Annotated in this window: 26 protein-coding genes; 6 read left to right on the forward strand and 20 right to left on the reverse strand. The window is 67.9% G+C overall.

All coding sequences use genetic code 11. From position 1 onward, the window contains the following. The first annotated feature begins 16 nt into the window (after positions 1 to 16). Positions 17 to 583, forward strand: coding sequence for an orotate phosphoribosyltransferase (locus C6A86_RS27615; protein ID WP_199196422.1), 567 nt, complete (start codon positions 17 to 19; stop codon positions 581 to 583). On the opposite strand, the gene C6A86_RS27620 is transcribed toward C6A86_RS27615, so the two are convergent. Genes C6A86_RS27620 through C6A86_RS27635 form a run of 4 tightly spaced genes read right to left on the reverse strand, consistent with a single transcriptional unit; the run spans position 580 to position 4350 of the window. Next, positions 580 to 1629: an ABC transporter ATP-binding protein gene (locus C6A86_RS27620; RefSeq protein WP_105366019.1), complete on the reverse strand. Its 1050-nt coding sequence runs from the start codon at positions 1627 to 1629 to the stop codon at positions 580 to 582. The genes C6A86_RS27615 and C6A86_RS27620 overlap by 4 nt on opposite strands. Then, positions 1626 to 2396, reverse strand: a complete 771-nt coding sequence (locus tag C6A86_RS27625; RefSeq protein WP_105366020.1) for an ABC transporter permease — start codon at positions 2394 to 2396, stop codon at positions 1626 to 1628. The genes C6A86_RS27620 and C6A86_RS27625 overlap by 4 nt, the downstream gene beginning before the upstream one ends. Next, the gene (locus C6A86_RS27630) at positions 2393 to 3235 is read right to left on the reverse strand and encodes an ABC transporter permease subunit (RefSeq protein ID WP_105366021.1); all 843 of its coding nucleotides are present in this window, start codon (positions 3233 to 3235) and stop codon (positions 2393 to 2395) included. Before C6A86_RS27630 ends, C6A86_RS27625 begins: the two co-directional genes overlap by 4 nt. Positions 3236 to 3237: 2 nt before the next feature. Then, positions 3238 to 4350, reverse strand: a complete 1113-nt coding sequence (locus C6A86_RS27635; protein ID WP_105366022.1) for an ABC transporter substrate-binding protein — start codon at positions 4348 to 4350, stop codon at positions 3238 to 3240. 113 nt (positions 4351 to 4463) lie between these two features. Here C6A86_RS27635 and C6A86_RS27640 point away from each other — a divergent pair, with 113 nt between their 5' ends. Both C6A86_RS27640 and C6A86_RS27645 read left to right on the forward strand, forming a co-directional pair. Next, positions 4464 to 4871: a TIGR03668 family PPOX class F420-dependent oxidoreductase gene (locus tag C6A86_RS27640; protein WP_105366023.1), complete on the forward strand. Its 408-nt coding sequence runs from the start codon at positions 4464 to 4466 to the stop codon at positions 4869 to 4871. 41 nt (positions 4872 to 4912) lie between these two features. Continuing rightward, positions 4913 to 5215: a hypothetical protein gene (locus C6A86_RS27645; protein ID WP_105366024.1), complete on the forward strand. Its 303-nt coding sequence runs from the start codon at positions 4913 to 4915 to the stop codon at positions 5213 to 5215. Positions 5216 to 5227: 12 nt separating this feature from the next. On the opposite strand, the gene car is transcribed toward C6A86_RS27645, so the two are convergent. The 11 genes from car to C6A86_RS27700 all read right to left on the reverse strand — a co-directional run bounded on the left by car (position 5228) and on the right by C6A86_RS27700 (position 18056). Beyond that, complete coding sequence (car, locus tag C6A86_RS27650; RefSeq protein WP_105366025.1) at positions 5228 to 8686, reverse strand: carboxylic acid reductase; 3459 nt, start codon at positions 8684 to 8686, stop codon at positions 5228 to 5230. Positions 8687 to 8843: 157 nt separating this feature from the next. After that, positions 8844 to 9731 carry a DMT family transporter gene (locus C6A86_RS27655; RefSeq protein ID WP_105366026.1) on the reverse strand — a complete coding sequence of 296 codons (888 nt, stop codon included), beginning with the start codon at positions 9729 to 9731 and terminating at the stop codon, positions 8844 to 8846. Between the two features lie 30 nt (positions 9732 to 9761). After that, complete coding sequence (locus tag C6A86_RS27660; RefSeq protein ID WP_105366027.1) at positions 9762 to 10838, reverse strand: phosphotransferase; 1077 nt, start codon at positions 10836 to 10838, stop codon at positions 9762 to 9764. Further along, positions 10835 to 12064, reverse strand: a complete 1230-nt coding sequence (locus C6A86_RS27665) for a cytochrome P450 (protein WP_105366028.1) — start codon at positions 12062 to 12064, stop codon at positions 10835 to 10837. The genes C6A86_RS27660 and C6A86_RS27665 overlap by 4 nt, the downstream gene beginning before the upstream one ends. A gap of 84 nt (positions 12065 to 12148) precedes the next feature. After that, positions 12149 to 13126: a LacI family DNA-binding transcriptional regulator gene (locus C6A86_RS27670; protein WP_105366029.1), complete on the reverse strand. Its 978-nt coding sequence runs from the start codon at positions 13124 to 13126 to the stop codon at positions 12149 to 12151. 28 nt (positions 13127 to 13154) lie between these two features. Beyond that, entirely contained in the window at positions 13155 to 14450 is a 1296-nt protein-coding gene (locus C6A86_RS27675) for an MFS transporter (protein WP_105366030.1), read from the reverse strand. Between the two features lie 77 nt (positions 14451 to 14527). After that, positions 14528 to 15559, reverse strand: a complete 1032-nt coding sequence (locus tag C6A86_RS27680; protein WP_105366031.1) for a TerC family protein — start codon at positions 15557 to 15559, stop codon at positions 14528 to 14530. A 188-nt stretch (positions 15560 to 15747) separates the two neighbouring features. After that, a complete protein-coding gene (locus C6A86_RS27685) occupies positions 15748 to 16116 on the reverse strand; it encodes a hypothetical protein (protein WP_105366032.1) in 369 nt (122 codons plus the stop codon). A 22-nt stretch (positions 16117 to 16138) separates the two neighbouring features. Beyond that, positions 16139 to 16576, reverse strand: coding sequence for a Rieske (2Fe-2S) protein (locus tag C6A86_RS27690; RefSeq protein ID WP_105366033.1), 438 nt, complete (start codon positions 16574 to 16576; stop codon positions 16139 to 16141). An 18-nt stretch (positions 16577 to 16594) separates the two neighbouring features. Then, complete coding sequence (locus tag C6A86_RS27695) at positions 16595 to 17074, reverse strand: GtrA family protein (RefSeq protein WP_233213240.1); 480 nt, start codon at positions 17072 to 17074, stop codon at positions 16595 to 16597. A gap of 76 nt (positions 17075 to 17150) precedes the next feature. Further along, positions 17151 to 18056 (reverse strand): SDR family NAD(P)-dependent oxidoreductase, encoded by a 906-nt coding sequence (locus C6A86_RS27700; RefSeq protein WP_105366034.1) that lies wholly within the window; start codon positions 18054 to 18056, stop codon positions 17151 to 17153. A 45-nt stretch (positions 18057 to 18101) separates the two neighbouring features. On the opposite strand from C6A86_RS27700, the gene C6A86_RS27705 reads away from it, so the two are divergent. Further along, positions 18102 to 19283 (forward strand): diguanylate cyclase, encoded by a 1182-nt coding sequence (locus C6A86_RS27705; protein WP_158263334.1) that lies wholly within the window; start codon positions 18102 to 18104, stop codon positions 19281 to 19283. On the opposite strand, the gene C6A86_RS27710 is transcribed toward C6A86_RS27705, so the two are convergent. From C6A86_RS27710 to C6A86_RS27730, 5 genes are all read right to left on the reverse strand, one after another. Then, positions 19280 to 19423 carry a hypothetical protein gene (locus tag C6A86_RS27710; protein WP_158263335.1) on the reverse strand — a complete coding sequence of 48 codons (144 nt, stop codon included), beginning with the start codon at positions 19421 to 19423 and terminating at the stop codon, positions 19280 to 19282. The two genes, C6A86_RS27705 and C6A86_RS27710, sit on opposite strands and share 4 nt — an antisense overlap. Positions 19424 to 19485: 62 nt before the next feature. Further along, entirely contained in the window at positions 19486 to 20298 is an 813-nt protein-coding gene (locus tag C6A86_RS27715; RefSeq protein WP_105366036.1) for a dienelactone hydrolase family protein, read from the reverse strand. Then, entirely contained in the window at positions 20288 to 20539 is a 252-nt protein-coding gene (locus C6A86_RS27720) for a hypothetical protein (RefSeq protein WP_105366037.1), read from the reverse strand. The genes C6A86_RS27715 and C6A86_RS27720 overlap by 11 nt, the downstream gene beginning before the upstream one ends. Beyond that, the gene (locus tag C6A86_RS27725) at positions 20536 to 20745 is read right to left on the reverse strand and encodes a hypothetical protein (RefSeq protein WP_105366038.1); all 210 of its coding nucleotides are present in this window, start codon (positions 20743 to 20745) and stop codon (positions 20536 to 20538) included. Before C6A86_RS27725 ends, C6A86_RS27720 begins: the two co-directional genes overlap by 4 nt. A 1-nt stretch (position 20746) precedes the next feature. Further along, positions 20747 to 22336: a PucR family transcriptional regulator ligand-binding domain-containing protein gene (locus tag C6A86_RS27730; protein ID WP_105366039.1), complete on the reverse strand. Its 1590-nt coding sequence runs from the start codon at positions 22334 to 22336 to the stop codon at positions 20747 to 20749. Between the two features lie 108 nt (positions 22337 to 22444). On the opposite strand from C6A86_RS27730, the gene C6A86_RS27735 reads away from it, so the two are divergent. Both C6A86_RS27735 and C6A86_RS27740 read left to right on the forward strand, forming a co-directional pair. Beyond that, the gene (locus tag C6A86_RS27735) at positions 22445 to 23947 is read left to right on the forward strand and encodes a CoA-acylating methylmalonate-semialdehyde dehydrogenase (RefSeq protein WP_105366040.1); all 1503 of its coding nucleotides are present in this window, start codon (positions 22445 to 22447) and stop codon (positions 23945 to 23947) included. A gap of 115 nt (positions 23948 to 24062) precedes the next feature. Beyond that, the gene (locus tag C6A86_RS27740) at positions 24063 to 25445 is read left to right on the forward strand and encodes an aspartate aminotransferase family protein (protein ID WP_105366041.1); all 1383 of its coding nucleotides are present in this window, start codon (positions 24063 to 24065) and stop codon (positions 25443 to 25445) included. The last annotated feature ends 2 nt before the right edge of the window (positions 25446 to 25447 follow it).

Genomic DNA, 25447 nt, shown 5'->3' on the forward strand with positions numbered 1-25447 from the left:
CAATACGATTCCGGGTATGCAGCGCCCGGAGACCTGGCAAGCGGCTTTCGAGCTGATCAAGACGCGCGGTTATGAGCATCGCGAGGAGCCGTTCAAGCTCGTCAGCGGGCAGCTCAGCCATGACTACATCGACGGCAAGTACGCCATCGACAACGGCGAGCGGTTGACCACCGTCAGCCGGGCGGTCGCCGACCTGGCCGCGCGCAGCGGTATCGAGTTCGACGCCGTCGGCGGACTCACCATGGGCGCCGACCCGCTGGCCCACGGCGTGGCGATGGTGACCGGCGCCGCCTGGTTCTCGGTGCGCAAGGAGCAGAAGGCCCGGGGCCGCGAGCAGTGGATCGAGGGCACCCGCATCGAGCCGGGCACCCGGGTCCTGCTGGTCGACGATGTCATCAGCACCGGGGGCTCCACCGCCAAGGCCTACGACCGCGTCACCGCGGCCGGCGCCGTGGTCACCGGGGTGATCCCGATGGTCGACCGCGGCGATGTCGCCGCTGAGTTGTTTGGCGGGATGGGCGTGCCGTTCGTCGCGCTGGTGACCTACAAGGACCTGGGCATCGAACCGGTGAAGGCCGTCTAGACCACCAGTACGCCGTCGGCGTGCGCCGAGAGCGTGACCCGGTCCCCCGGCCCGAAGCTCTGCCCGCTGACTTGGGCGATGACCGACGAGCCGTCATCGAGTGCCACAGTGACGCGCGAGACCGCGCCGAGGAAGGCCACCGACTGCACGGTGGCCGCGCCGGCCGGATCCGCCGTCAGCCGGATCGCCTCCGGCCGGACCAGGGCGCTACCCTCGGTCACCGATCCGGGCAGCGCCGCGACCGGATGACCCCATAGCTGTACCCGGCCGTCGACCACCCGGGCGGGCAGCCGGTTGTGCAGGCCGACGAATTCGGCCACGAACGGTGTTGCCGGCCGGCTGTACAGCTCGGCCGGTGCCGCCAACTGCTCCAGGCGTCCGGCGTTCATCACCCCGACCCGGTCGGCCACCGCCAGCGCCTCCTCCTGGTCGTGGGTCACGAACAGGGTCGTGGTGCCCACCTCCAGCTGCACCCGGCGGATCTCATCGCGCAACTGGCCGCGCACCTGAGCGTCCAGCGCCGACAGCGGCTCGTCGAGCAGCAACACCCGCGGCCGGATGGCCAGCGCGCGGGCCAGCGCCACCCGCTGCTGCTGCCCGCCGGACAGCTCGTCGGCATACCGCCCCGACTGCGCGGCCAGGCCGACCAGGTCCAGCATCTCGGCGGCCCGCCCGGCACGCTCCCGTGCACCGACACCACGCATCTTGAGTCCGAAGGCGACATTGTCGAGGACCGTCAGGTGCGGGAACAGGCTGTAGGCCTGAAACACCAGCCCGATATCGCGCTTGTTGGCGGGCACCCGGCTGATATCGCGCCCGTCGATGGCCACCGATCCCGCGTCGGCCTCGTCCAGACCGGCCAGGATGCGCAGCGCGGTGGTCTTGCCGCACCCCGAGGGGCCCAGCAGGGCCACCAGCTCGCCCGGCTGGATCCGCAGGGTCAGTCCGTCCAGGGCGCGCACCGCACCATAGCTGCGGGTCAGGTCGACGAACTCGACCGCTACGCCCCCTGGCCCATCCCCCGTCGTTACGCTCGCCCGAGTCATGCGCGACGCCTCCGTCTGGTCATCGTGGACCTGGTCACCAAGGACAGCACCAACAGCAGGACGAACCCGAAGATCAGGGTGGCCAGCGAGGCCGCCACCGATGTCGGTCCGTCGCTCTTCCCGATCTCCACGATCTGCACCGGCAGCGTCTGGAAACCGGACAACGACGCCACCGTGTACTCGCCGAGCACCACCGCGATCGAGATGAACGCCGCCGACAGGATGCTCGCGCGGATGTTCGGCACGATCACCGTCACGATCGTCGATGCCCAGCCGGCGCCCAGCGACCGTGCCGCCTCGGCCAGGGTCTGCAGATCGATCGCGGACAACGCGGCGTCCAGGGCCCGGTAGGCGAACGGCAGCACCAACACCACGTAGACAAAGGTCAGCGTCAGCGCCGACTCGCCGAGCAGATAGGTCACCCACAGATAGACGTTGCGCAGGCCGACGACGACCACCAGCGCCGGGATCGTCAATGGCAGCAGGCAGAGAAACTCGATGAACCTGCTCGCCCACGGCGCACGCAACCGGACCCAGATCATCGTCGGCACCAGCAGCGCCAGCATGGCCGTCACCGTCAGCACCGCGAGCGACAGCGATGTCAGGATCGCGGCGAACAAGGCGTCGTGGGCGAACAGATTGACCCACGCCGCCATGGTGCGCCCACCCGATTGCAGATCGCGGGTGGCGAAATCGCCCATGGCGTAGAGCGGAAAGAGGAAGAAGACTCCGAACAAGAGCCACAGCATGATCCGTAGCGGCTTCATCGCAACCACCGGGCGGTCCGGCGCACCAGCAGGTTGTAGGCGATCATCACCACGGCCACCACGACGATCATCTCCAGCGCCAGTGCATAGGCCAACCCGGCCCGCCCCAGCACCACCTCGCTGGTCAGCGCCGACCGGATGAGCAGCGGCACAATGGGACTGCCCTGACTGACCAGCGCCGCCGCGGTCGCGTAGGCGGCAAAAGCGTTGGCGAACAACAGCAGCAGCGAGCCCAGGAAGGCCGGTGTCAGCAGCGGCACCGCCACCTCGCGCCAGTACTGCCAGGTGCTCGCACCGAGGCTCACCGCCGCCTCCCGCCATTGCGTGCGCAGCCCGTCCAGCGCGGGCAGGAACACGATGACCATGAGCGGGATCTGAAAGTAGGTGTACACCAGCACCAGTCCGCCCACGCTGTACAGCCAGCCACCGGCGGCGACGTCGATGCCGAGCCACTGTTGCAGCCACAGCGTCAGCACGCCGTTGAGCCCCACTGTCGCCAGGAAGGCGAAAGCCAGTGCCACACCGCCGAACTGGGCCAGCACGCTGGCCAGCGACAGCACCGCCCGGCGCAGCAGTGAGTCCGGTGGGCTGCTCAGGATCAGCCAGGCCAAGACGGCGCCGAGCACCGCACCGATCACCGCGCTGCTCGCCGAGAGCGCCACGCTGCGCACCAGAGCGGCCAGCGGCGCCTCGGTGAACAGCGCCGCGACCAGGTCCAGCGAGAACCGGCCGTCCACCACGAAGGCGTTCACGATCACGGTGCCGGTCGGGATGATGAGGAAGACCAGCACCACTGCCAGAAACGGCAGCAGCGCCACGGCCTGCCGGAGGTACCGCACGGTCAGCCGATGGCCTTGGCCCAGTTGGCTTCCAGATACTTGGTCGCGGCCTCGTTCTGCTCCACCGAAACGAATGTCGCCGCGCCGTCCACCGGCGGCAACCCACCGTAGACCACGCGGTCGATGCTGCCCCGGGTCACCATCGAATCGGCCCGCACCGGACGGGCGCCACCGCCCAGGTACAGGTTCTGCCCCTCATCGCTGTAGAGGAACTCCTGCCACAGCCGGGCGGCTGCCGGATGCGGAGCATCCTTGTTGATGGCCTGGAAGTAGTAACCGGCGACGGCGGCGTTGTGCGGTATGACCACCTTCCAGCCCGGAACCTTCTTGGATTGTTCGACATTCAGGTAGTCCCAGTCGATGACCACCGGGGTCTGGCCGGAGGCGATGGTGGCCGGTGTCGGGTCGACCGGCAAAAAGTTGCCGGCCTCGTTGAGTTTGGCGAAGAACTCCACGCCCGGCGCGATGTCATCGGGTGAGCCGCCCTGGGCGATCGACGCCATCATCACCCCGGAGAACGCCGACCCGGACTGCGTCGGGTCACCGTTGAGTGCGATCTTGCCCGCGAACTCGGGTTTCAGCAGATCATCGACGCCCGCGACCGTCGGCACCTTGGTGGAGTCGTAGCCGATGGACATGTAGCCGCCATAGTCGTTGACCCAGGTGCCGTCCGGGTCCTTGAACGAGTCCGAGATCTCGGCGAAGTGTTCCACCTTGTACGGGGCGAACATCTCGGTGTTGGCCAGCGCGACGGACTGTCCCAGATCGAAGACGTCGGGTGCGGTGCTGCGGCCCTTCTGCTGGATCGCGGCGTTGATCTCCTCCTGGCTGCTGGCGCCCGGCTGCGCCGAATTCACCGTGATGCCGTACTTCTCGGTGAACTTCTCGATGATCTGACCGTAATTCGCCCAGTCCGGTGGCAGGGCGATGACGTTGAGTTCGCCTTCGGCCTTGGCGGCCTCGATCAGACCTTCCATACCGCCGAAGTCGGCGGCCGAGGTGGCGGTGCGTGCGTCGCCCTCATCGGGCTGCTCGTCCTTCGCCGGTGGGGCGCAGGCGACGAGACCGGCGGTCAGCAGTGCGGTGGCAGCCAGACCGAGGAGCGAATTCTTCATTGCCGAACCTTCCGATGGACAGGCGGCCAGCTGGTGACCTGTCGGTGACATCGCAGTGAACGGGATCCGACGCTACCGGCAATCCTGTCGACCGGGCGGCCTAACATCGGGGTGTGCCCGACCATGATGCCGTCGAACTGTTCACCGGCGGCACCGTCGCCGCGCTCGCCACGGCGGGAACCGATGCCGCACCGCACCTGGTCCCGGTCGTCTTCGCCGTCGAGGGCGACACCGTCTACACCGCCGTCGACGCGAAACGTAAGTCCACCCAACGCCTGCGCCGGCTGGCCAATATCGAGGCCAACCCGCGGGTGAGCCTGCTGGTCGACCACTACAGCGAGGACTGGGACCAACTGTGGTGGGTGCGGGCCGACGGCCTGGCCAGCGTGCATCACGACGGCGAGCAGATGGCCATCGGCTACGGGCTGCTGCGCGCCAAGTACGTGCAGTACGCGCGCACCGCTCTGGACGGCCCGGTGGTGGCGATCGCCGTCACGAACTGGTCGTCCTGGCACGCCTGACGCCGATCTATAGGATCGGAGGTCAGAAAAGGGGCGCCACCATGAAGCAACTGGCATCGATGACCGCCGCCGGCCTGGCCGCGGGCATACTGGGATTCGCCGCGCCGGCAGCCGCGACACCCGACGAGATATCGGGCACTGCCCAGCAGACCATCGACGGACTGCGGGCCCAGGGATACCGGGTGATCGTCAGCAGGCTGAGCAGCAGGCCTCTTTCCGAGGCGAATGTGGTCGGCATCCGGCAGGGTCAGAACTTCCGCCAGAACTGGATCGTCGACGACGAGGACCGCGACTACGTGTACAACGCGCTGGCCGGGCAGACCGTGTACGTCGACGTGAACTGATACCGCGGCGGTTCAGAGCAGGCCGAGCAGCTCCAGATCGGTCGCATACTTGACGATGACCTCCCGGCTGACGTGCGGAATGTCCTTGTCCGGCCCGATCTTTGCGTCCTGCACCGCGGTACGGAACACCTCGGTCGGCGCCATCGCCCCGTTCACCGGCACACCCGGTGCGCTGTAGTTGTGCAGCAACGGCAGCAGCGAGGCTTGGCGCTGCTTGTCCGGCAGGGCGCGCAGTGCGGTCTCGAACCGGGCCAGCCATTCGGCGTAGTCGCCGACCCGCTCGATCGGGTAGCCGGCCTCGACCAGCCAGTCCACGAAGGTGTCCATGCCGATGCCGTCGTCGTACGGGTTCATCACGTGATAGGTCTCGAAGGCCGCACCGGGCTCCAGAGCCACCTGGGTGCCCAGCGTCGAGATCGCCTCGGCGATGAACTCCACCGGCAGCCCGTCGTAGTGGCTGCGCTGCGGGTTGCCCTCGGCGTCAAGCTCATTGAACGATCCGGGGGCGATACCGGCGGCGACCAGACTGAGCATCATCCGGGTGAACATGTCGGGCAGGTTCAGCTGGCCGGCGTAGGTGGTGTCAGCCAGGATCATGTCGCACCGGAAAACCGACACCGGCAGACCGGTCAGGTCGTGCGCCTCGCGCAGCAGCACCTCGCCGGCCCATTTACTGGTGCCGTACCCGTTGGCGTAGGTGTCATCGACGCGCCGGGAGGCGGAGATGGTCCGGATATCGGCGTCCTCGACGAAGTTGCCGGGCTCGATGCCCCACCCGACGCCGATGGTGGACACGTAGGCGAACGGCTTGATCCTGGTGGTGAGGGCGATCCGGATCAGTTCGGCGGTGCCGAGGGCGTTGGGGCCGAACAACTCGCTGTAGGGCAGCACGTGGTTGACCAGTGCGGCCGGATCCACGATGAGGTCCACAGTGTCGGCAAGGCGCTGCCAGACCGCCGGGTCCAGCCCGAGGTCGGCCTCACCCTTGTCGCCGGCGATGACCTCGAGATGGCGGTCGGCCAGTTCGCGGTAGTGCGCGACCAGCTTCGGGTCACCGGTCTGGAAGGTCTTGTCCAACCGTGCCCGGGCCTCGTCGTCGGACTTGGCGCGGACCAGGCAGATCACCTTGCCGTCCACCAGGTCCATCCGCTCCAGCCACTCCAAAGCCAGATAGCGGCCCAGGAAGCCGGTGGCGCCGGTCAGCAGCACGGTCCGGATCTCGCTCACGGGACCCGGAAGGGTGGACGCCGCAGCCAGAGTCGCGGCGTCGATGAACTTGTCCAGGGTGAGATCGGCGGCGTGCACCTCGGTCGCGCCGGCGCCGTGCACGAAGGAGAACGTCGGGCGGCCGGTGCCCCCGGCACGCTGGGTTTCGATGTGATCGGCGATGGCCTGCAGATCCGAGGCCGGGCTCACGATCACCGAGACCGGGACCTCGACGTCGAAGATGTCGGCCAGCAGGTTGCCGAAGGTCAACGCCGACAACGAGTCTCCACCCAGATCGGTGAAGTGCACATCGGGCGCGATATCGGAGCTGGCCGCCCCCAGCAGCGCGACGGCGGCGCGGCTGACGGTGTCGAGCACCGGCCCGGTGGCGCCCGCGGCGCGCAGCGCCTGCAGCTCCTGGACCTGGCCGTCGGCCAGGTCGGTGTAGAGCTGCTCCAGCTCGGCGCCGTAACGCTCCTTGAGCTTGGGCCAGGCCAGCTTACGGATACCGGTGAGCAGGCCGTTCTCCACCGTGAACGGCGTCGTCTCGACCAGGAAATCCCTTGGCAGCTCATAGGACTGCAGATCGGCGACACGGGCCGCGTCCTTCAGCGAGGCGGCAATGTCCGCCTTGGTGACGCCGCTGTCGGTGGGCACCACCACGGCCAGCAGGTAGGGCCTGGCGCTGTTGCCGTAGATGTAGATCTGGTGCACCAGCGGCGCGGTGTTGAAGGCGGCCTCCAGTTTCGAGACCGTGACGAATTCGCCCTGGGACAGCTTGAGCACATTGTTGCGCCGGTCGACATAGGCGACCTGATCGGGTCCGAGTTCGGCGACGATATCGCCGGTCCGGTAGAAGCCGTCCTCGTCGAAGACCTGCGCGGTGACCTCGGGACGCTTGTAATAGCCGGGGAACAGTTGCTCGGAGCGCACCAGCAACTCGCCGCGCGGATGCGGCCGGTCGGTCAGGTGATAGCCGAGCTCCGGCACGTCGACAAGCTTGTACTCCAACACCGGCGGCCGGGCGATCTTGCCGTCCACGAACACCGCGCCCGCCTCGGTGGAGCCGTAGCCCTCCAGCAGGTGCATGTCGAGCAGCTTCTCCACCCACGCCTTGAGTTCGGGTGAAATGGGCGCCGAGCCGGTCAGTGCGCTGACGAATCGCCCGCCGAGCAGGTTCTGCCGCATATCCGCGAGCACCTCGGTCTCGTTGCCGCCGTGGGCGATCCGGCTCTGGTACTCACCGAACAACATGTCCCAGATGCGGGGCACGAAGTTCATCTGGGTGGGCCGGGTCAGAGCCAGGTCGTCCAGGAAGGTGGACAGGTCGGCGCGGGCGGCGAAGTTCACCGAGCCGCCGCTGGCCAGCGCGCTATAAAGGATGCCGCGCCCCATCACGTGGCTCATCGGCATGAAGCTCAGCACGATCGACGGCACCACGCCCTGGCTATCGTCCCAGTGTGCGTTGGCCGCGGGCCGCCAGATGTCGGCAACCTTGCTCGCCGGGTACATCGCACCCTTGGGCGCTCCGGTGCTCCCGGAGGTGTAGATCAGCAGCGACAGTGGATCCGATTCCTCCTGCGCAGCAACGGGTTCCACCGTGGAGGCCGGTCGGGCCAGCACATCGTCGAGGGTCTCGAGGGTGATTCGGTCACCGAGCCTTGCGGCCGCCACCACCAGCGCGTCGCGCTGGTCGTCGACCTGGGGCCGGTAGTCGAACACCGCGAGCCGGGTGGCACTCGATCCGAGCGCGAGTTCCACGGCGTCATCGAGGTAGTCGATGCTCGACGCGATGAGCACCGGTTCGGTCTCGGCGATGATCGGGGCGAGGGCGGCCGCCGACGCGCTGCTCTGCAGCGGGACCGAGACGGCGCCGAGCTGGGTCAGTGCGATATCGGCGACGGTGTAGTCGACACTGGTGAAGCCGAGCAGGGCGACCCGGTCGCCGGGGTTGACGGGATCACCGCGCCACGCGTCGGCGAGGGCGCGCACGCGCTCCCATAGCTGTCCATGGGTGATGGTCTCGAACCGCGGCTGCAACTCGGCGACGGTGCGGCCGGTTTCGTCGGTGACGAACTCGACGGCACGGGCGCCCAGCGCGGGCCGGTCGGCGTAACCGGTCAGGACGGTACGCACGACATCGGGCAGCGTCAGCCCGGGCGCGTTGACGGCGGCATTGACCGATGCGCTCGGCGTGGCGGCGGCGAACTCCGGGTCGGTGGCGTAGAGCCGCGCAAGGCGGTCGTCAAAGTTCTCTTCGGACATGAGCAATCCTTCGGTTCTCTATCGCTGTTCGTAGGCCGGAGCGACGGCAAATCGCTCAGCGGACCTCGTCGTCCACACCGGCCCCCGGAACAACGTTAGCAAAACTAAAGATATGCCCGAGGGCTCGCGACCTGCCGATTTCCTGTGAAAACGACGCTCAGGCGGTGCGTGACGTGGCTTCCAACTCGGCCTCATAGGCGCCTTCGTCACGCCCGAGCGCGATGGTGGCCGCGGTCATGGCGAACACCGCGACGGTCAGCACCACCGACTCCCACCGGTTCGCGGTGAGCGTCTCGCCGAGCAGGAACACCCCCAGCAGCACGGCGGCCATCGGTTCGATCACCAGCATGGTGGGCACCGAGGTCTGCAGCGATCCGGCGTGGAACGCGGACTGCTGCAGCAGGGTCGCGAGCACGCCGAGCAAAACCAGCGCGTACGGCAGCGGAGTCGACAACACCTCGGCGACCGAATGCCGGTCCAGCTCGTGCATGAGCATCTTGGTGAGCACCGCGACCAGGCCGAACAACACACCGACGGCGACGGCCAGCGGCACCGCGCGCTGCCAGCCCTTCCGGCGCACCGCGATCACCACAGCACCGAGCACCACCACCGAGCACACCGCGGCCACCACCGCGATGGTGGGCACCGGGGCCACCTGGTCGCTCACCCGCGGATGGGCGAGCAGGATGAAGATCGCCAGCGACACCGTCAGTAGCAGCGCCCACAACCAGGCGCCCCTGCTGACCCGGCGGTGCGCCAACCGGGCGCTCAGCGGCAGCGCGAACAGCAGCGCCGACACCAGCAGTGGCTGCACCACGATCAGAGATCCGTTGTCCAGAGCCAGGGCCTGGAACACGAAGCCGGCCACCGCCGCGGCGGTACCGGCCCACCACAGCGGACGACGCAGCAGGGTGGCCAGCATGACCGTGCTGACCCCGTACTCCTCCGGCACATCGATCGTCGCGCGCTGGCGCACCACGATGCCGACGGCCGCGAAAATGGCTGCGCACAGGGCGAAGACGACGACGAGCAGCTGATCGATCACCGTCGCAGCGCTCTCGTCACGCCACCAAGACTAGGTGGTCAATTCCGCCAGAGCCTCCGCGGTGTTCAGGTCCTGGTAGGCGGCGCTGTACCGCTGCGCCAATGCCAGCGCGATGTCGGGGCGCTGCCACAACTCGCCCGCGCTGGCCGTGGCCAGCCAGGTGGTCAGGCCGTGCGCGACCGACGCCCGGTAGCGCAGCCAGATCTCCTCCGCCGACGGCAGTTCGTCGGCGGGCAGGCCCAAGCCGTGCCGGTACACACCGAGCAGATCGCGCTCGTGGACGCGCCGGTCCTCGGTGATCAGCGCGCCCTGCAGGAAGTAACCCAGGTCGACGGAGAAGTTCCCGCGTCGGGCCACCTGCCAGTCCAGGAAGCCGATCTCTCCGCCGGGGGTCAGGTAGGTGTTCCCGATGTGCGGGTCACCGTGCAGCAGGGTGGTGGGCACACCCGGTGCCGACAGCGTCCGGATGAACGGTTTCCAGATGCCTTCCACCAGTTGGTCGATGGTCAGTGCCTGCACCGAGGCCGGCGCGTCGTCGCCGAGCCGCTCCAGCGCCGCGGGCAGCGGGGCGTACTGCATGCCGTCCCAGGCCACGAACGGTTCCAGCCACTCCAGCCCGGGCCGCGCCAGCCGCTCACCCCAGAATGCGCCGTGCAGGCGGGCCAGGCCGCGCACCCCGCTGGCCGCCTGCTCGGGAGTCAGCGGCCGGGTGGCATCGCGGGGATCGGCACCGCGGGCGGTCAGGTCCTCCATGACCAGCATGAAGTCCTCGGCGGCCTCGTCGATCGGCGCGGCGTACACCGCCGGGTGCTCCAGCGGTAACCCGACATCGGAGGTGAAGAGCCGGGGCTCGTGCAGCAGCCCGCTGGTGTACTTGATCATCTCCTTGTGGCCCGGGTCGACGGCCTTGACGAACACCGCGGCCGGTCCTGTCCCTTCGGCGTAGCGGACACCGAGGCGGGCCCGCCGGTTGGTGCCGTCATCGCGCATCTGCACGGTCACGTCGGCGACCACCGCACCCGGGAAGTCGCGGGCCAGCGCCGCGGTGAGCCACGCGGGGGTGACGTCCTCCCACGAAGCGGGGACCGTCAGGCAGGCGTCGCTCACGGGATGAAGACCGGCATCGAATCCCAGCCGCGCACCGTCGACGTCGGCGACAGCTTGGCGTTCGGCAGATCGACCTCCCACTCGGGGAACCGCTTGAGCATCTCCTCCAGCGCGATCCGGCCTTCCAGGCGCGCCAGTGCCGAGCCCAGGCAGAAATGCGTGCCGACGCTGAACGCCAGGTGCTGGCGCTGTTCGCGGTGGATGTCGAACACCTCACCGTCGGGCGGGAACTGGCGGCTGTCGCGGACGGCCGAGCCGATCAGCATCATCATCGACGCGCCCGCGGGCACCGTCTGGCCGTAGTACTCGACATCGCGGGTGACGTAGCGCGCCACGTGCGGGGCCGGCGGTTCGAAGCGCAGCAGTTCCTCGATCGCCTGGGGGATCAGCGCCGGGTTCTCGACGAGCTGGCGGCGCTGGTCGGGATGCTCGGCAAGCACCTTGGCCGCCCAGCCGATCAGCCGGGTGGTGGTCTCGTTACCGGCGCCGGCGACCACGTTGATGTAGATGAGCAGCTCTTCGCGGGTGAGCTTGCGGGTCACGCCCTGCTCGTCGGTGAACTCGACGTTGAGCAGGTCGGTCATGATGTCGTCGGACGGGTTGTCCTTGCGCCAGTCGATATAGGTCTCGAAGATCGAACCGTCGATCATCCCTTCCGAGGCGGCCTTCATCGGCTTGCCGGCCTCGGTGCGCATCTGGTCGTTGCCGTGATCGCGGATCATCTCCTGGTCGTCCTCGGGGATGCCGAGCAGGGTGCTGATCACCTGCATCGGCATGATGGCGCCGAAGTCGGTGATGAAATCGAGGTTCCCCGTGCCCACCAGCGGGTCGAGCGCCGCCGCGCAGTACTCGCGGATCTTGGGTTCCAACGCGGCGATCTTGCGCGGGGTGAACATCCGGGCGAGCAGCTTGCGGTGCGTGGTGTGGATCGGCGGATCCTCGAAGATCAGCGCGCCCGACGGGATCTCGATATTGGCCTTGATCAGTTCGATGATCGCGCCGCGGGCCGAGCTGAACGTCTCGTGGTCGATGAGCGCCTTGTTCACATCGGCGAAGCGGCTCAGCGCGTAGAAGTCGAACTCGGCGTTGTAGTAGAGCGGCGCCTCCTCCCGCAGCCGGGCGAACGCCGGATACGGGTTGGCGTTGATCTCGACGTTGTACGGGTCGAAATACACGTCGCCGACGGCGGTGCCGTCAGTCTGTCCTGGGCTTGCATCGACGGTCACTTGATCACACCTCTCCCGGGGCTGCTACTTACTCGCGTAAGTTACGCGGGTCACTCCCCCGAGGGCAAGCGTGGACGTGCGGCCTCAGGTGGAGGCGCGCTGGATCAGGTGCGCGACGTTCTCGCTACTGGGTTCCCGGACGCTGGGAAATCCGAGCTCGGTCATCATGGCCGCCACCGACACCGCGACGATGGTCTTGGCGTCCAGTCCCACCGAGGTCAGCGGCGGCCCGCTCACCGCGCCCAGGGGAATCGCGTCAACCCCCATCACCGCCAGATCCTGCGGGCAGCGCAGCCCGGCCTCCCTGATGCCGTGCAGCACCACCAGCGCGGTCTCGTCACTCTGCGCGCACACCGCCGTCACGCCGGCCTCCACCCAGTTCCGCACCACCGCCGCGGCATCGGACCCGTCGGGAGCGACGGTCGCGGTGACGATCTCGGGCAACTCCGTGGCGGCCGCCTGCAGCCCACTGAGCCAGTAGTCGCCGAGTGGCCGCAGCGTCTCGTCCCCGGCGAAGGCGAACGCCAGGCGGCGATGGCCCCGGGCCACCAGGTGCTCGACCCGCATCCGCCCTATCGACAGGTGTAGCTCGCCCATGGCGTGCAGTTGGGCGCTGCCGAGGTAGATCTGCGGGATACCCGCGGCGGTCACCGCCTCCAGCGCGGCACCGCCGAGCGGGAACACGCTGGTGACCGCGATCGGGTTGAGGTCGGCCACCGCGTCGACGACGTTGCGCCCGTCGTCGGTCTCGAATTGCAGTGACAACACCACGCCGTGGCGGGCCAGCTCTGTGGTCAGCCGGCTGCCGACCTCAAGGAGCAACTCGCCCAACGAAATTCGCGGGACGATATAGAGCACCACGCCGCTGCCGCCGCGGGCGAGATTGCGGGCGGCCAGGTTTGGCCGGTAGCCGAGAGATTTGGCCGCGTCCTGCACGGCCGCACGGGTCTGCGCCGAGATGGTCTGGCCCTTGACGTTGTTGAGCACGTAGCTGACGGTCGCCGGTGAGACTTTGGCCAGCCGCGCCACATCCGCTTTGGTCGGCCTGGTGCCCGGTCTCATCCCGACATCATCGCAGGCTGACCCACCCTCACGTGGCAGCCAGCGGTTTGCCCGCCGATTCCCGCAGGGTCAGCACCGTGCCCAGCGACAGCACCGCGGCGATCACCAGATAGAACGCGGCCGCCCGCGGGTTGCCGGTCTCGGCCGTCAGCCAGGTCACCGCATACGGGGTGGTGCCGCCGAACACCGCGACGCAGATGTTGTAGCCGACGGCGAAGCCGCTGTAGCGCACCCGGGTGGCGAACAGCTCGACGCCCGCGGTGACCGCGGTGGAGATGTAGATCGATTCGATCGCGGCCAGCACGCAGTGCGCGGTGATGGCCGCCACCAGCGACCCGGAGGTCAGCAGCAGGAAGAGCGGATAGCTCAGTACCGCGAAGGCGAGCGCACCGGCGATCAGCATCGGCTTGCGCCCGATCCGGTCCGACAGCACAGCGAACGGCAGCGTCAGCACGAGTGCCACCAGGCTGGCCAGCGTGATGGAGAGAAACGATGCGGTCTTGGAGAACTCGAGGGTCTTGATCAGGTAGGTCGGCAGAAAGGTGAACACCACGTAGTAGCCGACGTTGAAGATCAAGAACAGCCCGATCACTTGCAGGATCGGTCGCCACGAGGTGCTGAAGGCCTCCCGCAGCGGGCGGTCGGCGACCTTGTCGCGGCTGCTCAGGTCGGTGAACTCCGGGGTGTCGTCCAGCCGCAGCCGGATGTAGAGGCCGACCAGCCCCAGCGGCGCGGCGAGCAGGAACGGGATGCGCCAGCCATAGCTGTCCATCGCGGCGGCGGACAGCCCCGCCTGCAGCAGGGTGACGGTGATCGACCCGATCAGGAAGCCGAGCACCCCCGACCACACCATGAAGGTGACGACGAATCCGCGCCGCCTGTCGGTGGCGTATTCGGCCAGATACACCGCGCCGCCCCCGTATTCGCCGCCCGCCGAGAAGCCCTGCACACAGCGCAGCACCAACAGCAACAGCGGGGCCGCCACTCCGATGGCCGAATAGGTCGGCAGCAGTCCGATCAGCAGGGTGGCCGCCGACATCAGCAGGATGACCACGGCCAGCACCTTCTGCCGGCCGATGCGGTCACCGAGCGGCCCGAAGACGAACCCGCCGAGCGGACGCATGAAGAACGCGGCCGCAAAGATCGCGAACGTGTTCAGCAACGCCGCCGTCTCGTCGTCCGACGGGAAGAAGTTGGCGGCGATGTAGGTGGCCAGGAACCCGTAGATGGCGAAGTCGAACCATTCCACGGCATTGCCGATGGACGCGCCGATGACGGCTTTGCGGACGGCTGCAGGTTCAGGGCGAGCGCGGGCGGACAGCATGCCGACCTACGTTAACGAATTGACCCGCGGGATAACGGGTTTGAGCGGGGCGCTTACAGCAGCGCCCCGCTCGACCACTACTCGGCCGGCTTGACCGGCGCTTCCCCGTCGGCCGTGTCGGCGGCGGCGGCGGCGTCGTCGGCCTTCTTGTCGACGACACGGGTCTTGTACAGGCTGGCGACGGTGGTGATGACCAGCGTGACGATGATGACGCCCAGGCTGGCCAGCGTCGGGATCGTCGGGACGTGCAGCGGCTCACCACCGTTGATGAACGGCAGTTCGTTCTCGTGCAGGGCGTGCAGCACCAGCTTGATGCCGATGAACCCGAGGATGAAGGACAGTCCCTGGGACAGGTAGACCAGGCGCTTGAGCAGGTCACCGAGCAGGAAGTACAGCTGGCGCAGACCCATCAGGGCGAACACGTTGGCGGTGAACACCAGGTAGGGCTCCTGGGTGAGCCCGTAGATGGCCGGGATCGAATCCAGGGCGAACAGCAGGTCGGTGGTGCCCAGCGCAACGATCACCAGGAACATCGGCGTCATGACGCGCTTGGAACCCTCGACGACCGTGAGCTTCAGACCGTGCCACTTGTCGGTGGTGTTCAGGTAGTTGCGCGCGAACCGGACGACACCGTTCTCGGCGTCGTCGTCGTGATCGGTGTCCTTGGCCAGCTTGATCGCGGTGTAGATCAGGAACGCACCGAAAATGTAGAAGATCCAGGAGAACTGCTCGATGGCCACCGCGCCGAGGGCGATGAAGATGCCGCGGAAGATCAGCGCCAGGATGATGCCCACCAGCAGTGCCTGCTGCTGGTAGATCCTGGGCACCTTGAAGCTGGCCATGATGATCAAGAAGATGAACAGGTTGTCGACCGAGAGGCTGTACTCGGTGAGCCAGCCTGCGAAGAACTCCACGCCGTACTGGCTGCCGTGGAAGGTCCAGGTCCAGATGCCGAAGGCGATGGCAAGGCTGACGTAGAAGGTCAGCGCGATGGAGGTCTCCCGGGTGGACGGCTCATGCGGCCGTCGGCCGAACACCAGTACATCCACGAGCAGGACGCCCAGGGTGACGGCGAGGGTGATCCCCCACTCGAGTGCGGACACGTTCATATGGTTGGAGCCTCCGGTCGTCGATCAACGGCCGAGGTCTCTTCCGCCCGCGCAGACATCGCGTGGACCTGCAGCACCGGTCGTCCGATGACGGACGACGTGATGACGACACCGCAGCGCAGGAGTACTCCCCTCGGGGCTGATTCTGTCAGACGATCACATCCCCAGCGAATCGGCTGGCTAAACGCTCATCCTGGTTCCGTCGTGGTGGTGGCGAACGGGTTCAGGATGAACGGGTTCTCGTCATCCAGCGACGGGGTGGTGGTCGTGGTGGTCGACTCCGTCGTCGTGGTGGTCGACTCGGTGGTCGCCGTGGTCGTGGTTCTGGTGGTCCGCGATGTGGTCGTGGACGTGGATGTGGCGCTGGTGGTCGACGCGGAATAGTCGGTGTAGTGCTGCGGGCCGTAGGACGGTTCCACCGAACTCTCGGCGGTCTGCACGACGGCGTAGATCAGTACACCGACCGCCAGCACCCCGGCCGCCCCGGCGGTGACCACCGCCCACGATTCCTCGTACCACGGGATCGGCGCCGGTTCACCGCGCTGGTCGTCCACCACAGCCGATGATCGTAACGAGCTTTCAGCCCGCCACGATCGAATCGCCCCGGACTGTGATCGGAGCCGGGGCCAGCGGCTCGCGCGCCGGGCCGGAGACCACCGCCCCGTCCAATCCGAAGGTGCTGCCGTGGCACGGACAGATGACCTGGGCGCCGTCGACCTTGGACACCGCGCACCCGGCGTGCGGGCAGACCGCGGAGAACCCGGTGAACTCACCGGCCGCCGGCTGGGTCAGCACGATGCCGTCCACGATGAGCGCCGATCCGACGGGCACCCGCGAGGTGGTCGCGAGGACGCCCGATTCCCCCTGGGCCGGCGCGGGTTCCCCCTGGGCCGGCGCGGGTTCCCCCTGGGCCGGCGCGGGTTCATCCGCGGCGCCCGCGCAGGAGACCAGCGCCCCGGCCCCCACCACGGCACTCGCGCCGACGATCACGTGCCTGCGATTCAGCGGCGGGGCCATGCCGCCATTGTCGGTGTTTCAGCGCCGGAACACCACCAGCCGCATAGCGGTGTACATGTAGACCGCCTCGCAACAGCCGGCCAGCAGCCGGGCCAGGTGATACTGCAGGCCCGCCGCGGCCAGCGAGGTCGGCAGCACGACGATGAATGCCGCGTAGTTGACCGCGACCACCACCACGTAGACGACCAGTTGCGGGCCGACGGTGGCGTGCGAGCGGAAGTTCAGGGTCCGGTTCAGGAAGAACGCCAGCGTGAACGCGCATACGTAGCCCACCGTGAGGGCCACCGGCAGCGGCACCGCAAATCCGCTGTGCAGCACCGTCAACAACACCATGTCCACCCCGAAGGTGAAGCTGTTGATCAGGGCGAAGCCTAGGAACGTCGGGGCGACAACGGAATTCAGGCCGAATGGCAGTCGCGCTACCACCCGCGTGCAGAACAGGTGGAACCGTTCGACAATCGTCGGTACCGACTCCAGGTGATCGAGGTCGTCGGTCACGATGTGACTGTCCCACCGGCAGGTGACGGCCCGGTTATGCCCCGACCAACGGTTGGGTGTGACCGACAGGACCCGGCTAACCGACAGGAAGCGTGGTGCCCGTTTCGTGCTCGGCGAACTGGAAGACCCGGGCCGCCGTCGCGTAGTCACATGCCAGCGCCGATCGCCCGATCAGCACCGGACCCCCACGCAGACCGAACCTGCCCTCCACCCCGACGTAGCTGCCCGGCGGGATCGGCTCGGTGATGCAGTACAGCGTGGTGGCGGCGCCGGCCGCCGGGTCGTTGGCCAGCGCGCCGGCCACCAGTTTGACGCCGCGCTGCACCACGCCCATCAGCGGGGCGTCCGACAGCTGCGGCAGATTCGAGTCCACCCATCCCGGGTGGGTGAGGTGGCTGATGATCGGCGACTTGGCGGCCCGCAGGCGCCGGTCCAGTTCCAGTCCCCACAGCATGACCGCGAGCTTCGACTGCGCGTAGGCGCCCATCACCGTCCACTTGTGGGTCCGCAGATGCAGGTCGTCCAGGTGCAGCGTGGCCGACTCGTGAGCCTGGGAACCGACGGTGACGATCTGTGCACGCACCCGGTCCACGAGAAGGTTGGTCAACGCGAACGGGCCGAGCAGGTTGGTGCCGATGGTCGTCTCGAAACCGTCGACGGTCTCGGCCCGCTTCTCGGCCAGGGTTCCGGCGTTGTTGACGAGGATGTCCACCGCCTCGATGCCGTGATCGTCGAGCAACCCGGGGAATGCCCGCACCGAGGAGAGGTCCGCCAGATCGAGTCGCAGCACCGAGGTGCGCCCGCCGATCTCGGCCGCCCGCTGCGCCCCGAGTTCGATGTTGCGCACCGCCATCACCACGTGCGCGCCGGCCCGCGTCAGTGCGGCCGCCGTCGCCAGTCCGACTCCGTTGGTCGCTCCGGTCACGATGACCGTCTGGCCGGTCATATCGCCAAGTCGCGCTGTCGTCCATCGGGATGCCATAGGGCCAGGCTAGCGGCGGCGATGCTGGTACCGTTCGCTGATGCTGTGGGGGCCAAGTTGTGCACGGCTCGCTTCCGGGTGCGCCGGCCCGTGGTGATTCCTGCGCGGTGGCGACACGGTGGTGACCACTACGAGTGGTTGACCGCGTTTCTGGCCGCCCGCGATCTGCAGGTCGCGACCTGCAGGGTGGTCGCCTGGATCATCGGGAGCCTTGGTTCCCTCTCCGTTCTGGTGATCGTCGCCTCCGCCGGTTCCGGGCAGTCGTACCGACCGGCCGTCGCGGCTCTGCTGTTCGTCGCGTGCGCGGTGATGGCCGTCCTCTGGTTGCGCTCGGACTGGCCCTCCCGGCGGCAGTCTCAGTCCTGCCTGATCCTGGGCACCCTCCTCATCTCCGCGGTGTGCCTGTTGGAGCCGGACCCGATTCTGGGGTTGCTGATCTCCGCGGCGTTCACGGTCACCACGTCGTATGCGATGTTCTTCCACTCCCGCACGTGGCTCGTTCCGATCTGGGCGGTGCAGACCGTCACCCTGTTGGTGCTGGGCTGGCGGCTGGTGGAGATCGACTATGCGCTCGCGCTGGCCGGCGTCGTCTTCATCGCGCTGATCAATTCCTTCGTCGCGTTCGCGTGCGAGCTGGTGCTGCGGATCATCGGATCGGAGAAGCCGCACGGTGAGATCGAACCGCTGACCGGCCTGCCCAACCGGCAGAGTTTCTATGACAGCGTGGCCACCCTGATCGGCTCACGCAGTCGCCGCGACGATCGTTACCTCATCCTCATCGTGGTGAACCTGGACAGTTTCTCCCTGCTGACCGCCATGTCGGGCAAGGCCGGCGGCAACAAGGCCCGCGTCGCAATCGGTCAGCGGCTGCGCGAGACGGTACGCGGCGACGCCGTGATCGGCGCTCTCGGTGAGGCCGAGTACCTGGTCGCCGATGTGTTCACCACGCCGGACCCGACGCCGCTGGCCGAACGAATTCTGGGCACCATCAAATCCGCGCCGTACCGCTTGACGGCGAGCCTGGGCGTGATCAGTACCCCGCTGAAACCGTTGACCGGCCAGGGATCCCACGATGTGCTCGACGAACTCGTCACCATCGGGACCAACGCGATGTACGAGGCGCGAAAAGCCGGCGGCAACCAGATGCGACTGCTGCTGTCACCCGCGCTGGCCACCGTCGAGGACGACGGACCCGAGGACGGTCCCGACATCGGCCGGTCCGCTTAGGGCAGCGGGTCGGCGATGGTGATCTGGATCGGGAACTGCACCGGTCCGTCCTGTAACAGCGCGACAGTCGGGATGGCGATGGCCGCCAGGGCGACCGCGGACGCGACGACCGACTGCACGAATCGTCTTGTGGTGAGCATGTAGGTGACAACACCTCGCGACCGCAGTCTCATCCCGTACGCAACGGCCGGGCGCGGCCGAATCAGGCGGTGACCAGCAGACGGTCGCGGAACAGGTCCAGCACCCGATCGAGCGCCGCCCTGGTCGGCTGCCCCGGCTCGTCGATCAGGTGCTCGGTGAGCACCGAATGTGGGGGCATCGCCCCCTCCGGATTGGCGTCCGCGCCGCTCAGCTCCACCGCCACGAAGGCGTCGCCGAGTTGCTCCCGCAGGAACTCGAAACGCTCCGGCGGAACGAATTTGTCGGAGTCGAACCGCAATCCGAGTACGGTCAGCCCGCGGGCGCAGCGCCCCTTGACGATCTCCAGGTCCGCCGGGGAGATGTCGATGGACCGCCGTTGCTTCTTCGTCAGGCCGACCGGCATCGACGGCTGGGACAGCACCGGCGCCAGCAACACGTCATCGGTCGCCATCGCCAGCGCGTACCCGCCGGTGAAGCACATCCCGACAGCCCCCACACCGGGCCCGCCGCACCGGGCGTGCTCGGAGCGGGCCAGTGCCCGCAGCCAGTCGATGACCGGCGAGGTGCGCCCGGTGGCCAGCACCACGAATTCCTTGCTGACGCAGGCCGGCACCATTGCCGACGCCAGCGTCTTGAGCGCAACCTGCGTGCTGGCGTTGGGATCCCGGCCCGGCACCCCGAACAGATGCGGGAGCACCGCGGTGCAGCCGATGCCGGCGACCTGGCGCGCGAAGGCAAGTACCTTCGGGGTGATACCGGGCATCTCGGCGATCACGATGACCGCGGGACCGGTGCCCTTGCGGTACACCGAGCGGGTCTTCCCGTCGTGGGTGAACTCGGTCCGTTCGAAATCGGACAGATCGTCATCCGACATGACAGTGCTCCTCTACGGGTCCGGTGACCAGCATCATCGGCCACAGTAGGGTGGTCGCGCCGAAGGAGGCCACATCCGCGCCGGCCGGCTGCTGGGTCTGCACCTGCTTCTCCAGCGCGCGTACATCGTCGGGATGGGTGATGGTGAAGACCAGGCCGATGACAATATAGGGCAGCGCCAGCCACATCAGGGTCTCGATCATCGCCTCGACCTTGACCCGCCGGCTCAGCAGGCCGGTCATAACCCGCAGAAGCTGTAGAGCAGCAGCAGGGGCCAGGCCAGCACCGAACCGAGGAACGGACCGGAATGTGTGAAGGCCCAGACCGTTCCGATCACCAGATAGGGGACGGCAAGCAGAATCGCCAAGCCGATCCACTCCGAGATCGCCATCTCGTAACCCAAAACCCTGCGCACGGTCTCCAGCACGGTTGTCCCCCCACCCGCCATCTCAGGACAGTACCGCGCGCCCCTGCGCATCCAGCACCATAAGCGCAACATGCAGCGAGGTCATCGACTCGCCGTCGTCGAGGTCCACCCCGAGCGCGGACCGCACCGCGGCGAGCCTCTTGTACAGGGCAGGTCGGCTGATGTGCAGCCGGGCGGCGACCGCGGCCTTGTTCCCCGCCAGTTTCAGATACTCGCGCAGCAGGTCGAGGTGTGCCGGGTCGCCGGCCAGCAGGGCCCGCAGTTCGGTCTCGGCGAAGGTCTGCACCCGTGGGTCGTCGCGCAGCAGCGAGATCAGCCCGTGCAAGCGCACATCGGCGGCCCGGTAGAACGGAGCCCCCTCATCCGCGGCGGATCCGGCGCCGCGCATGGCCAGCGCCACCTCGGCGATGTGGGCGGCTTCACCGAGGCCGGTGACGGCGTCGACCACGCCGTCGGCCGCGGGCCCCACGGCGAGCACCGCACCTGCGGTGCCGTCCACCCGGGCGATCTCGGTCCGCAGCGCCGTGCCCAGCGCCGCCAGCGCCTCCTCGGGGGGCCTGGTCACGCCGAGAGCGAGCACCGCGCCGACCTCGCCGTCGCGCCTGAGCGCACACAGCCCGGTGTGGCCCGAGGCGTTCACGGTGTGTAGCACCGTGTCGACCAACAGCACGTTACGCCGCTGCCCGGCAACGGGATCCGATGTCGGCGTGCGGTCCACCCGCACCACCACCGGCAGGTAGCGGGCGGCGGATCGCAGGCCGAGCGCGTGGGCGCGCGCCGCCACTTCCCGTTCGTCGGCGATGCGGCCACGCGAGACATCGTCGATCAGTCCGCTCTGCGCCTGGTGGTGCAGCCCGGTCCGGTCGCGTTCGATCATCCGCTGCAGCGCCAACGCCACCGCGGCGCGCTCCAGCACCATTTGGGTGCGGTCCGGATCGGCAGACGGTTGCGGGACGATCAGCCGGCCCCACTGTTCGGCTCGCGGACCCACCGCGGTCACCGCCCACCCTTCGGTCGTCGCCCGCAACCGCGAGCGCCGCTCCCAGTCCCGCAGCAGGTCCGCGGGGCGTCCCCGCAGCGAGACCGCCAGCGCCCGGTGGGTCAGGTCCTCGAGCACGACGGGTTCATCCAGGATCGCGGCGGCGGCCTCGACGACGCCTGCCGCCGACGGACGCTTCAGGCTGAGTTCGGTGAAGGTCTCGTGTACCCGGCGATCGAAGTCCACCCGTTCGTACTGGTCGGCGACGATCAGGCGGTGCACGGCCTCGGTCACCTCGACGAACCGCACCTGCCGGTGCAGCGCCACCAGCGCCAGATCGAACTCCGCGGCGATGACCCCCATCCCGGGGTCCAGGTCTGCGTCGCCGATCTCGACAACCACCCCGAGCACGCCGGCCTCGGCCATACCGCTGAGATACCGGCGCGGCGAATCCCGCAGCGCCGCACCGGTTGTCAGCACCAGCTCACCACCCTGTACCAGCGCCGACAGGTCGGGAACGTCGCTGACATGTACCCAGCGGATGGTTTCGGTGAAGCGGTGCGCGCTGAGCACCTCGGGATCACCGGCCTGGATGACCGGCAGCGCAATCACCTCCGCGACCGTCAGCTGCATTTACACAGTGTAATCCTGAGGGCTGATTTGCAGACATTACGTCACCGTTCGGGCGCTGAGTCAGACCCCACACTGGGAAGCAACCCGACAGAAAGTGAGCTCATCGCGATGCAGGCCACCGTTCAGCACTGGAGTAACGGCACGTTCTTCGAAGGGACCGCCGGCAAGACCGCTCCGGTCACGAATCCGGCGACCGGGCAGGTCACCGGCCAGGTGGCCCTGGGCAGCGTCGAGGATGCCCGCGTGGTTATCGATGCCGCCGCGGCCGCCTTCCCGGCCTGGCGCGACACCAGCCTGGCCAAACGCACCCAGGTGCTCTTCGCATTCCGCGAGCTGCTCAACGAACGCAAGGGCGAGCTGGCAGAGATCATCACCAGCGAGCACGGCAAGGTCGTCTCCGACGCCCTCGGCGAAGTCGCCCGCGGCCAGGAAGTCGTCGAGTTCGCCTGCGGAATCCCGCACCTGCTCAAGGGCGGATTCACCGAGAACGCCTCCACCAAGGTCGACGTCTACTCCATCCGCCAAGCCCTGGGCCCCGTCGGGATCATCTCCCCGTTCAACTTCCCCGCCATGGTGCCCATGTGGTTCTTCCCCGTCGCCATCGCCTGCGGCAACACCGTCATCCTCAAACCCTCCGAAAAAGACCCCTCCGCCTCGCTGTGGCTGGCCGCGCTGTGGAAAGAAGCCGGCCTGCCCGACGGCGTGTTCAACGTCCTGCAAGGCGACAAAACCGTCGTCGACGAACTGCTCACCAACCCCAAGGTCAAATCGGTGTCCTTCGTCGGCTCCACCCCCATCGCCCAGTACGTGTACGCCACCGGCACCGCCGCGGGCAAACGCGTCCAAGCCCTCGGCGGGGCCAAAAACCACGCCGTGATCCTGCCCGACGCCGACCTCGACCTGGCCGCCGACGCCATGGTCAACGCCGGCTTCGGCTCCGCGGGCGAACGCTGCATGGCCATCTCGGCGTGCGTGGCCGTCGGCCCCGTCGCCGACGACCTCATCGCCAAAATCACCGAACGCACCGTCGGCCTCAAGATCGGCGACGGCACCAAGGATTCCGATATGGGCCCACTGGTCACCAAGGCACACCGCGACAAGGTCGCCTCCTACATCGACGCCGGTGAAGCCGACGGCGCCAAGGTCGTCGTCGACGGCCGCAACGTAGCAGCCGAGGTCGGCTCGGAAATGGACCCGGCGGGCTTCTGGCTCGGACCCACCCTGCTCGACAACGTCACCCCCGAGATGAGCGTCTACACCGACGAGATTTTCGGCCCCGTCCTGTCCGTCCTGCGCGTCGACACCTACGACCAGGCACTCGAACTCATCAACACCAACCCCTACGGCAACGGCACCGCCATCTTCACCAACGACGGCGGCGCGGCCCGACGCTTCCAAAACGAAGTCGAGGTCGGCATGGTCGGCATCAACGTCCCCATCCCCGTCCCGATGGCCTACTACAGCTTCGGCGGCTGGAAAGCCTCCCTGTTCGGCGACAGCCACGCCCACGGCATGGACGGCGTCCACTTCTTCACCCGCCAAAAGGCCATCACCAGCCGCTGGCTGGACCCCAGCCACGGCGGCATCAACCTCGGCTTCCCCACCAACTAATCTCCCGCGAGCGTGCGTGTCTGCTGGCCGACACGCCGTGCTCCCGCCGGAGTTCACGCACGCTCGCCGAGAGAACCGTTGCCTGCCGCCGACAAATACAGTGAAAGATGGACGAATGACGACCACCCATGACACCGCGACCCTGCCCAACGGCTTGTCGGTCGACGACGCGCGCACCGAAGCCGCCCGCACCTACGAACTGGACCGCGCGCACGTCTTCCACTCCTGGTCCGCGCAGGCGCAGATCAAGCCGATGACCATCGTGGCGTCGGACGGCTCCTACGTGTGGGACGGCGAGGGCAACAAGCTGCTCGACTTCTCCGGCCAGTTGGTCTTCACCAATATCGGGCATCAGCACCCGAAGGTGGTCGCGGCCATCCAGGCCCAGGCCGCCAAGCTCTGCACGGTGGCGCCGCAGCACGCCAACGACGCCCGCTCGGAGGCGGCCCGCCTGATCGCCGAGCGCACCCCGGGCAATCTGAACAAGGTGTTCTTCACCAACGGCGGCGCTGACGCCGTCGAGCACGCGGTCCGGATGGCACGGCTGCACACCGGCCGCTACAAGGTGCTGAGCCGGTACCGCTCCTACCACGGTGGCACCGACACCGCGATCAACCTGACCGGCGACCCGCGCCGCTACCCGAATGACTACGCCAGCGGCGGCGTCGTGCACTTCAACGGCCCGTTCCTGTACCGCAGTTCGTTCCATGCCGAGAACGAGCAGCAGGAGTCCGAGCGCGCGTTGGAGTACCTCGACCGCCTCATCCAGCACGAGGGCGCGTCGTCGTTCGCCGCGATCATCCTCGAGTCGGTGCCCGGCACCGCGGGCATCATGGTGCCGCCGCCCGGTTACATGGCGGGCGTGCGGGAGATTTGCGACAAGTACGGCATCGTGATGATCGCCGACGAGGTGATGGCCGGATTCGGGCGCACCGGAGAATGGTTCGCGATCCAGAACTTCGGCGTGACGCCGGATCTCATCACGTTCGCCAAGGGCGTCACGTCCGGTTACGTCCCGCTGGGCGGGGTGGCGATCAGCGACGAGATCGCTGCCACCTTCGCCGACCGCGCCTACCCGGGCGGCCTGACCTACTCCGGTCACCCGCTGGCCTGTGCGGCGGCCGTGGCCACCATCAACGCGATGGAGGACGAGGGCATGGTGGCCAATGCCAAGCGCATCGGCTCCGACGTGCTCGGCCCCGGTCTGCGCGAGCTGGCCGGCAAGCATCGTTGCGTGGGCGAGGTCCGCGGCCTCGGGGTGTTCTGGGCGATCGAGCTGGTGGCCGATCAGCAGACGCGTGAACCGTTGGCGCCCTACGGCGGCTCGAGTCCCGCGATGAATGCGGTCATCGCCGCGTGCAAATCCGGCGGGCTGTTGCCGTTCGCGAACTTCAACCGCATCCACGCCGTGCCGGCCTGCAACATCACCGACGACGAGGTGCGCGAGGGTCTGGCGATCCTGGACTCCGCGCTGGGCGCCGCCGACGCCACCCTGTAGAG

The sequence above is a fragment of the Mycobacterium sp. ITM-2016-00316 genome (assembly GCF_002968335.2).
Classification (GTDB): domain Bacteria; phylum Actinomycetota; class Actinomycetes; order Mycobacteriales; family Mycobacteriaceae; genus Mycobacterium.

Bases quoted from the DNA above. Each gene is read 5' to 3' on its own strand.
- car (WP_105366025.1), bottom strand. From the start codon at position 8,686: ATGTCCGAAGAGAACTTTGACGACCGCCTTGCGCGGCTCTACGCCACC.
- C6A86_RS27740 (WP_105366041.1), top strand. From the start codon at position 24,063: ATGACGACCACCCATGACACCGCGACCCTGCCCAACGGCTTGTCGGTC.
- C6A86_RS27680 (WP_105366031.1), bottom strand. From the start codon at position 15,559: ATGAACGTGTCCGCACTCGAGTGGGGGATCACCCTCGCCGTCACCCTG.
- C6A86_RS27735 (WP_105366040.1), top strand. From the start codon at position 22,445: ATGCAGGCCACCGTTCAGCACTGGAGTAACGGCACGTTCTTCGAAGGG.
- C6A86_RS27725 (WP_105366038.1), bottom strand. From the start codon at position 20,745: ATGGCGGGTGGGGGGACAACCGTGCTGGAGACCGTGCGCAGGGTTTTG.
- C6A86_RS27645 (WP_105366024.1), top strand. From the start codon at position 4,913: ATGAAGCAACTGGCATCGATGACCGCCGCCGGCCTGGCCGCGGGCATA.
- C6A86_RS27710 (WP_158263335.1), bottom strand. From the start codon at position 19,423: ATGCTCACCACAAGACGATTCGTGCAGTCGGTCGTCGCGTCCGCGGTC.
- C6A86_RS27620 (WP_105366019.1), bottom strand. From the start codon at position 1,629: ATGACTCGGGCGAGCGTAACGACGGGGGATGGGCCAGGGGGCGTAGCG.
- C6A86_RS27675 (WP_105366030.1), bottom strand. From the start codon at position 14,450: ATGCTGTCCGCCCGCGCTCGCCCTGAACCTGCAGCCGTCCGCAAAGCC.
- C6A86_RS27635 (WP_105366022.1), bottom strand. From the start codon at position 4,350: ATGAAGAATTCGCTCCTCGGTCTGGCTGCCACCGCACTGCTGACCGCC.
- C6A86_RS27615 (WP_199196422.1), top strand. From the start codon at position 17: ATGCAGCGCCCGGAGACCTGGCAAGCGGCTTTCGAGCTGATCAAGACG.
- C6A86_RS27670 (WP_105366029.1), bottom strand. From the start codon at position 13,126: ATGAGACCGGGCACCAGGCCGACCAAAGCGGATGTGGCGCGGCTGGCC.
- C6A86_RS27700 (WP_105366034.1), bottom strand. From the start codon at position 18,056: ATGGCATCCCGATGGACGACAGCGCGACTTGGCGATATGACCGGCCAG.
- C6A86_RS27690 (WP_105366033.1), bottom strand. From the start codon at position 16,576: ATGGCCCCGCCGCTGAATCGCAGGCACGTGATCGTCGGCGCGAGTGCC.
- C6A86_RS27720 (WP_105366037.1), bottom strand. From the start codon at position 20,539: ATGACCGGCCTGCTGAGCCGGCGGGTCAAGGTCGAGGCGATGATCGAG.
- C6A86_RS27715 (WP_105366036.1), bottom strand. From the start codon at position 20,298: ATGTCGGATGACGATCTGTCCGATTTCGAACGGACCGAGTTCACCCAC.
- C6A86_RS27625 (WP_105366020.1), bottom strand. From the start codon at position 2,396: ATGAAGCCGCTACGGATCATGCTGTGGCTCTTGTTCGGAGTCTTCTTC.
- C6A86_RS27730 (WP_105366039.1), bottom strand. From the start codon at position 22,336: ATGCAGCTGACGGTCGCGGAGGTGATTGCGCTGCCGGTCATCCAGGCC.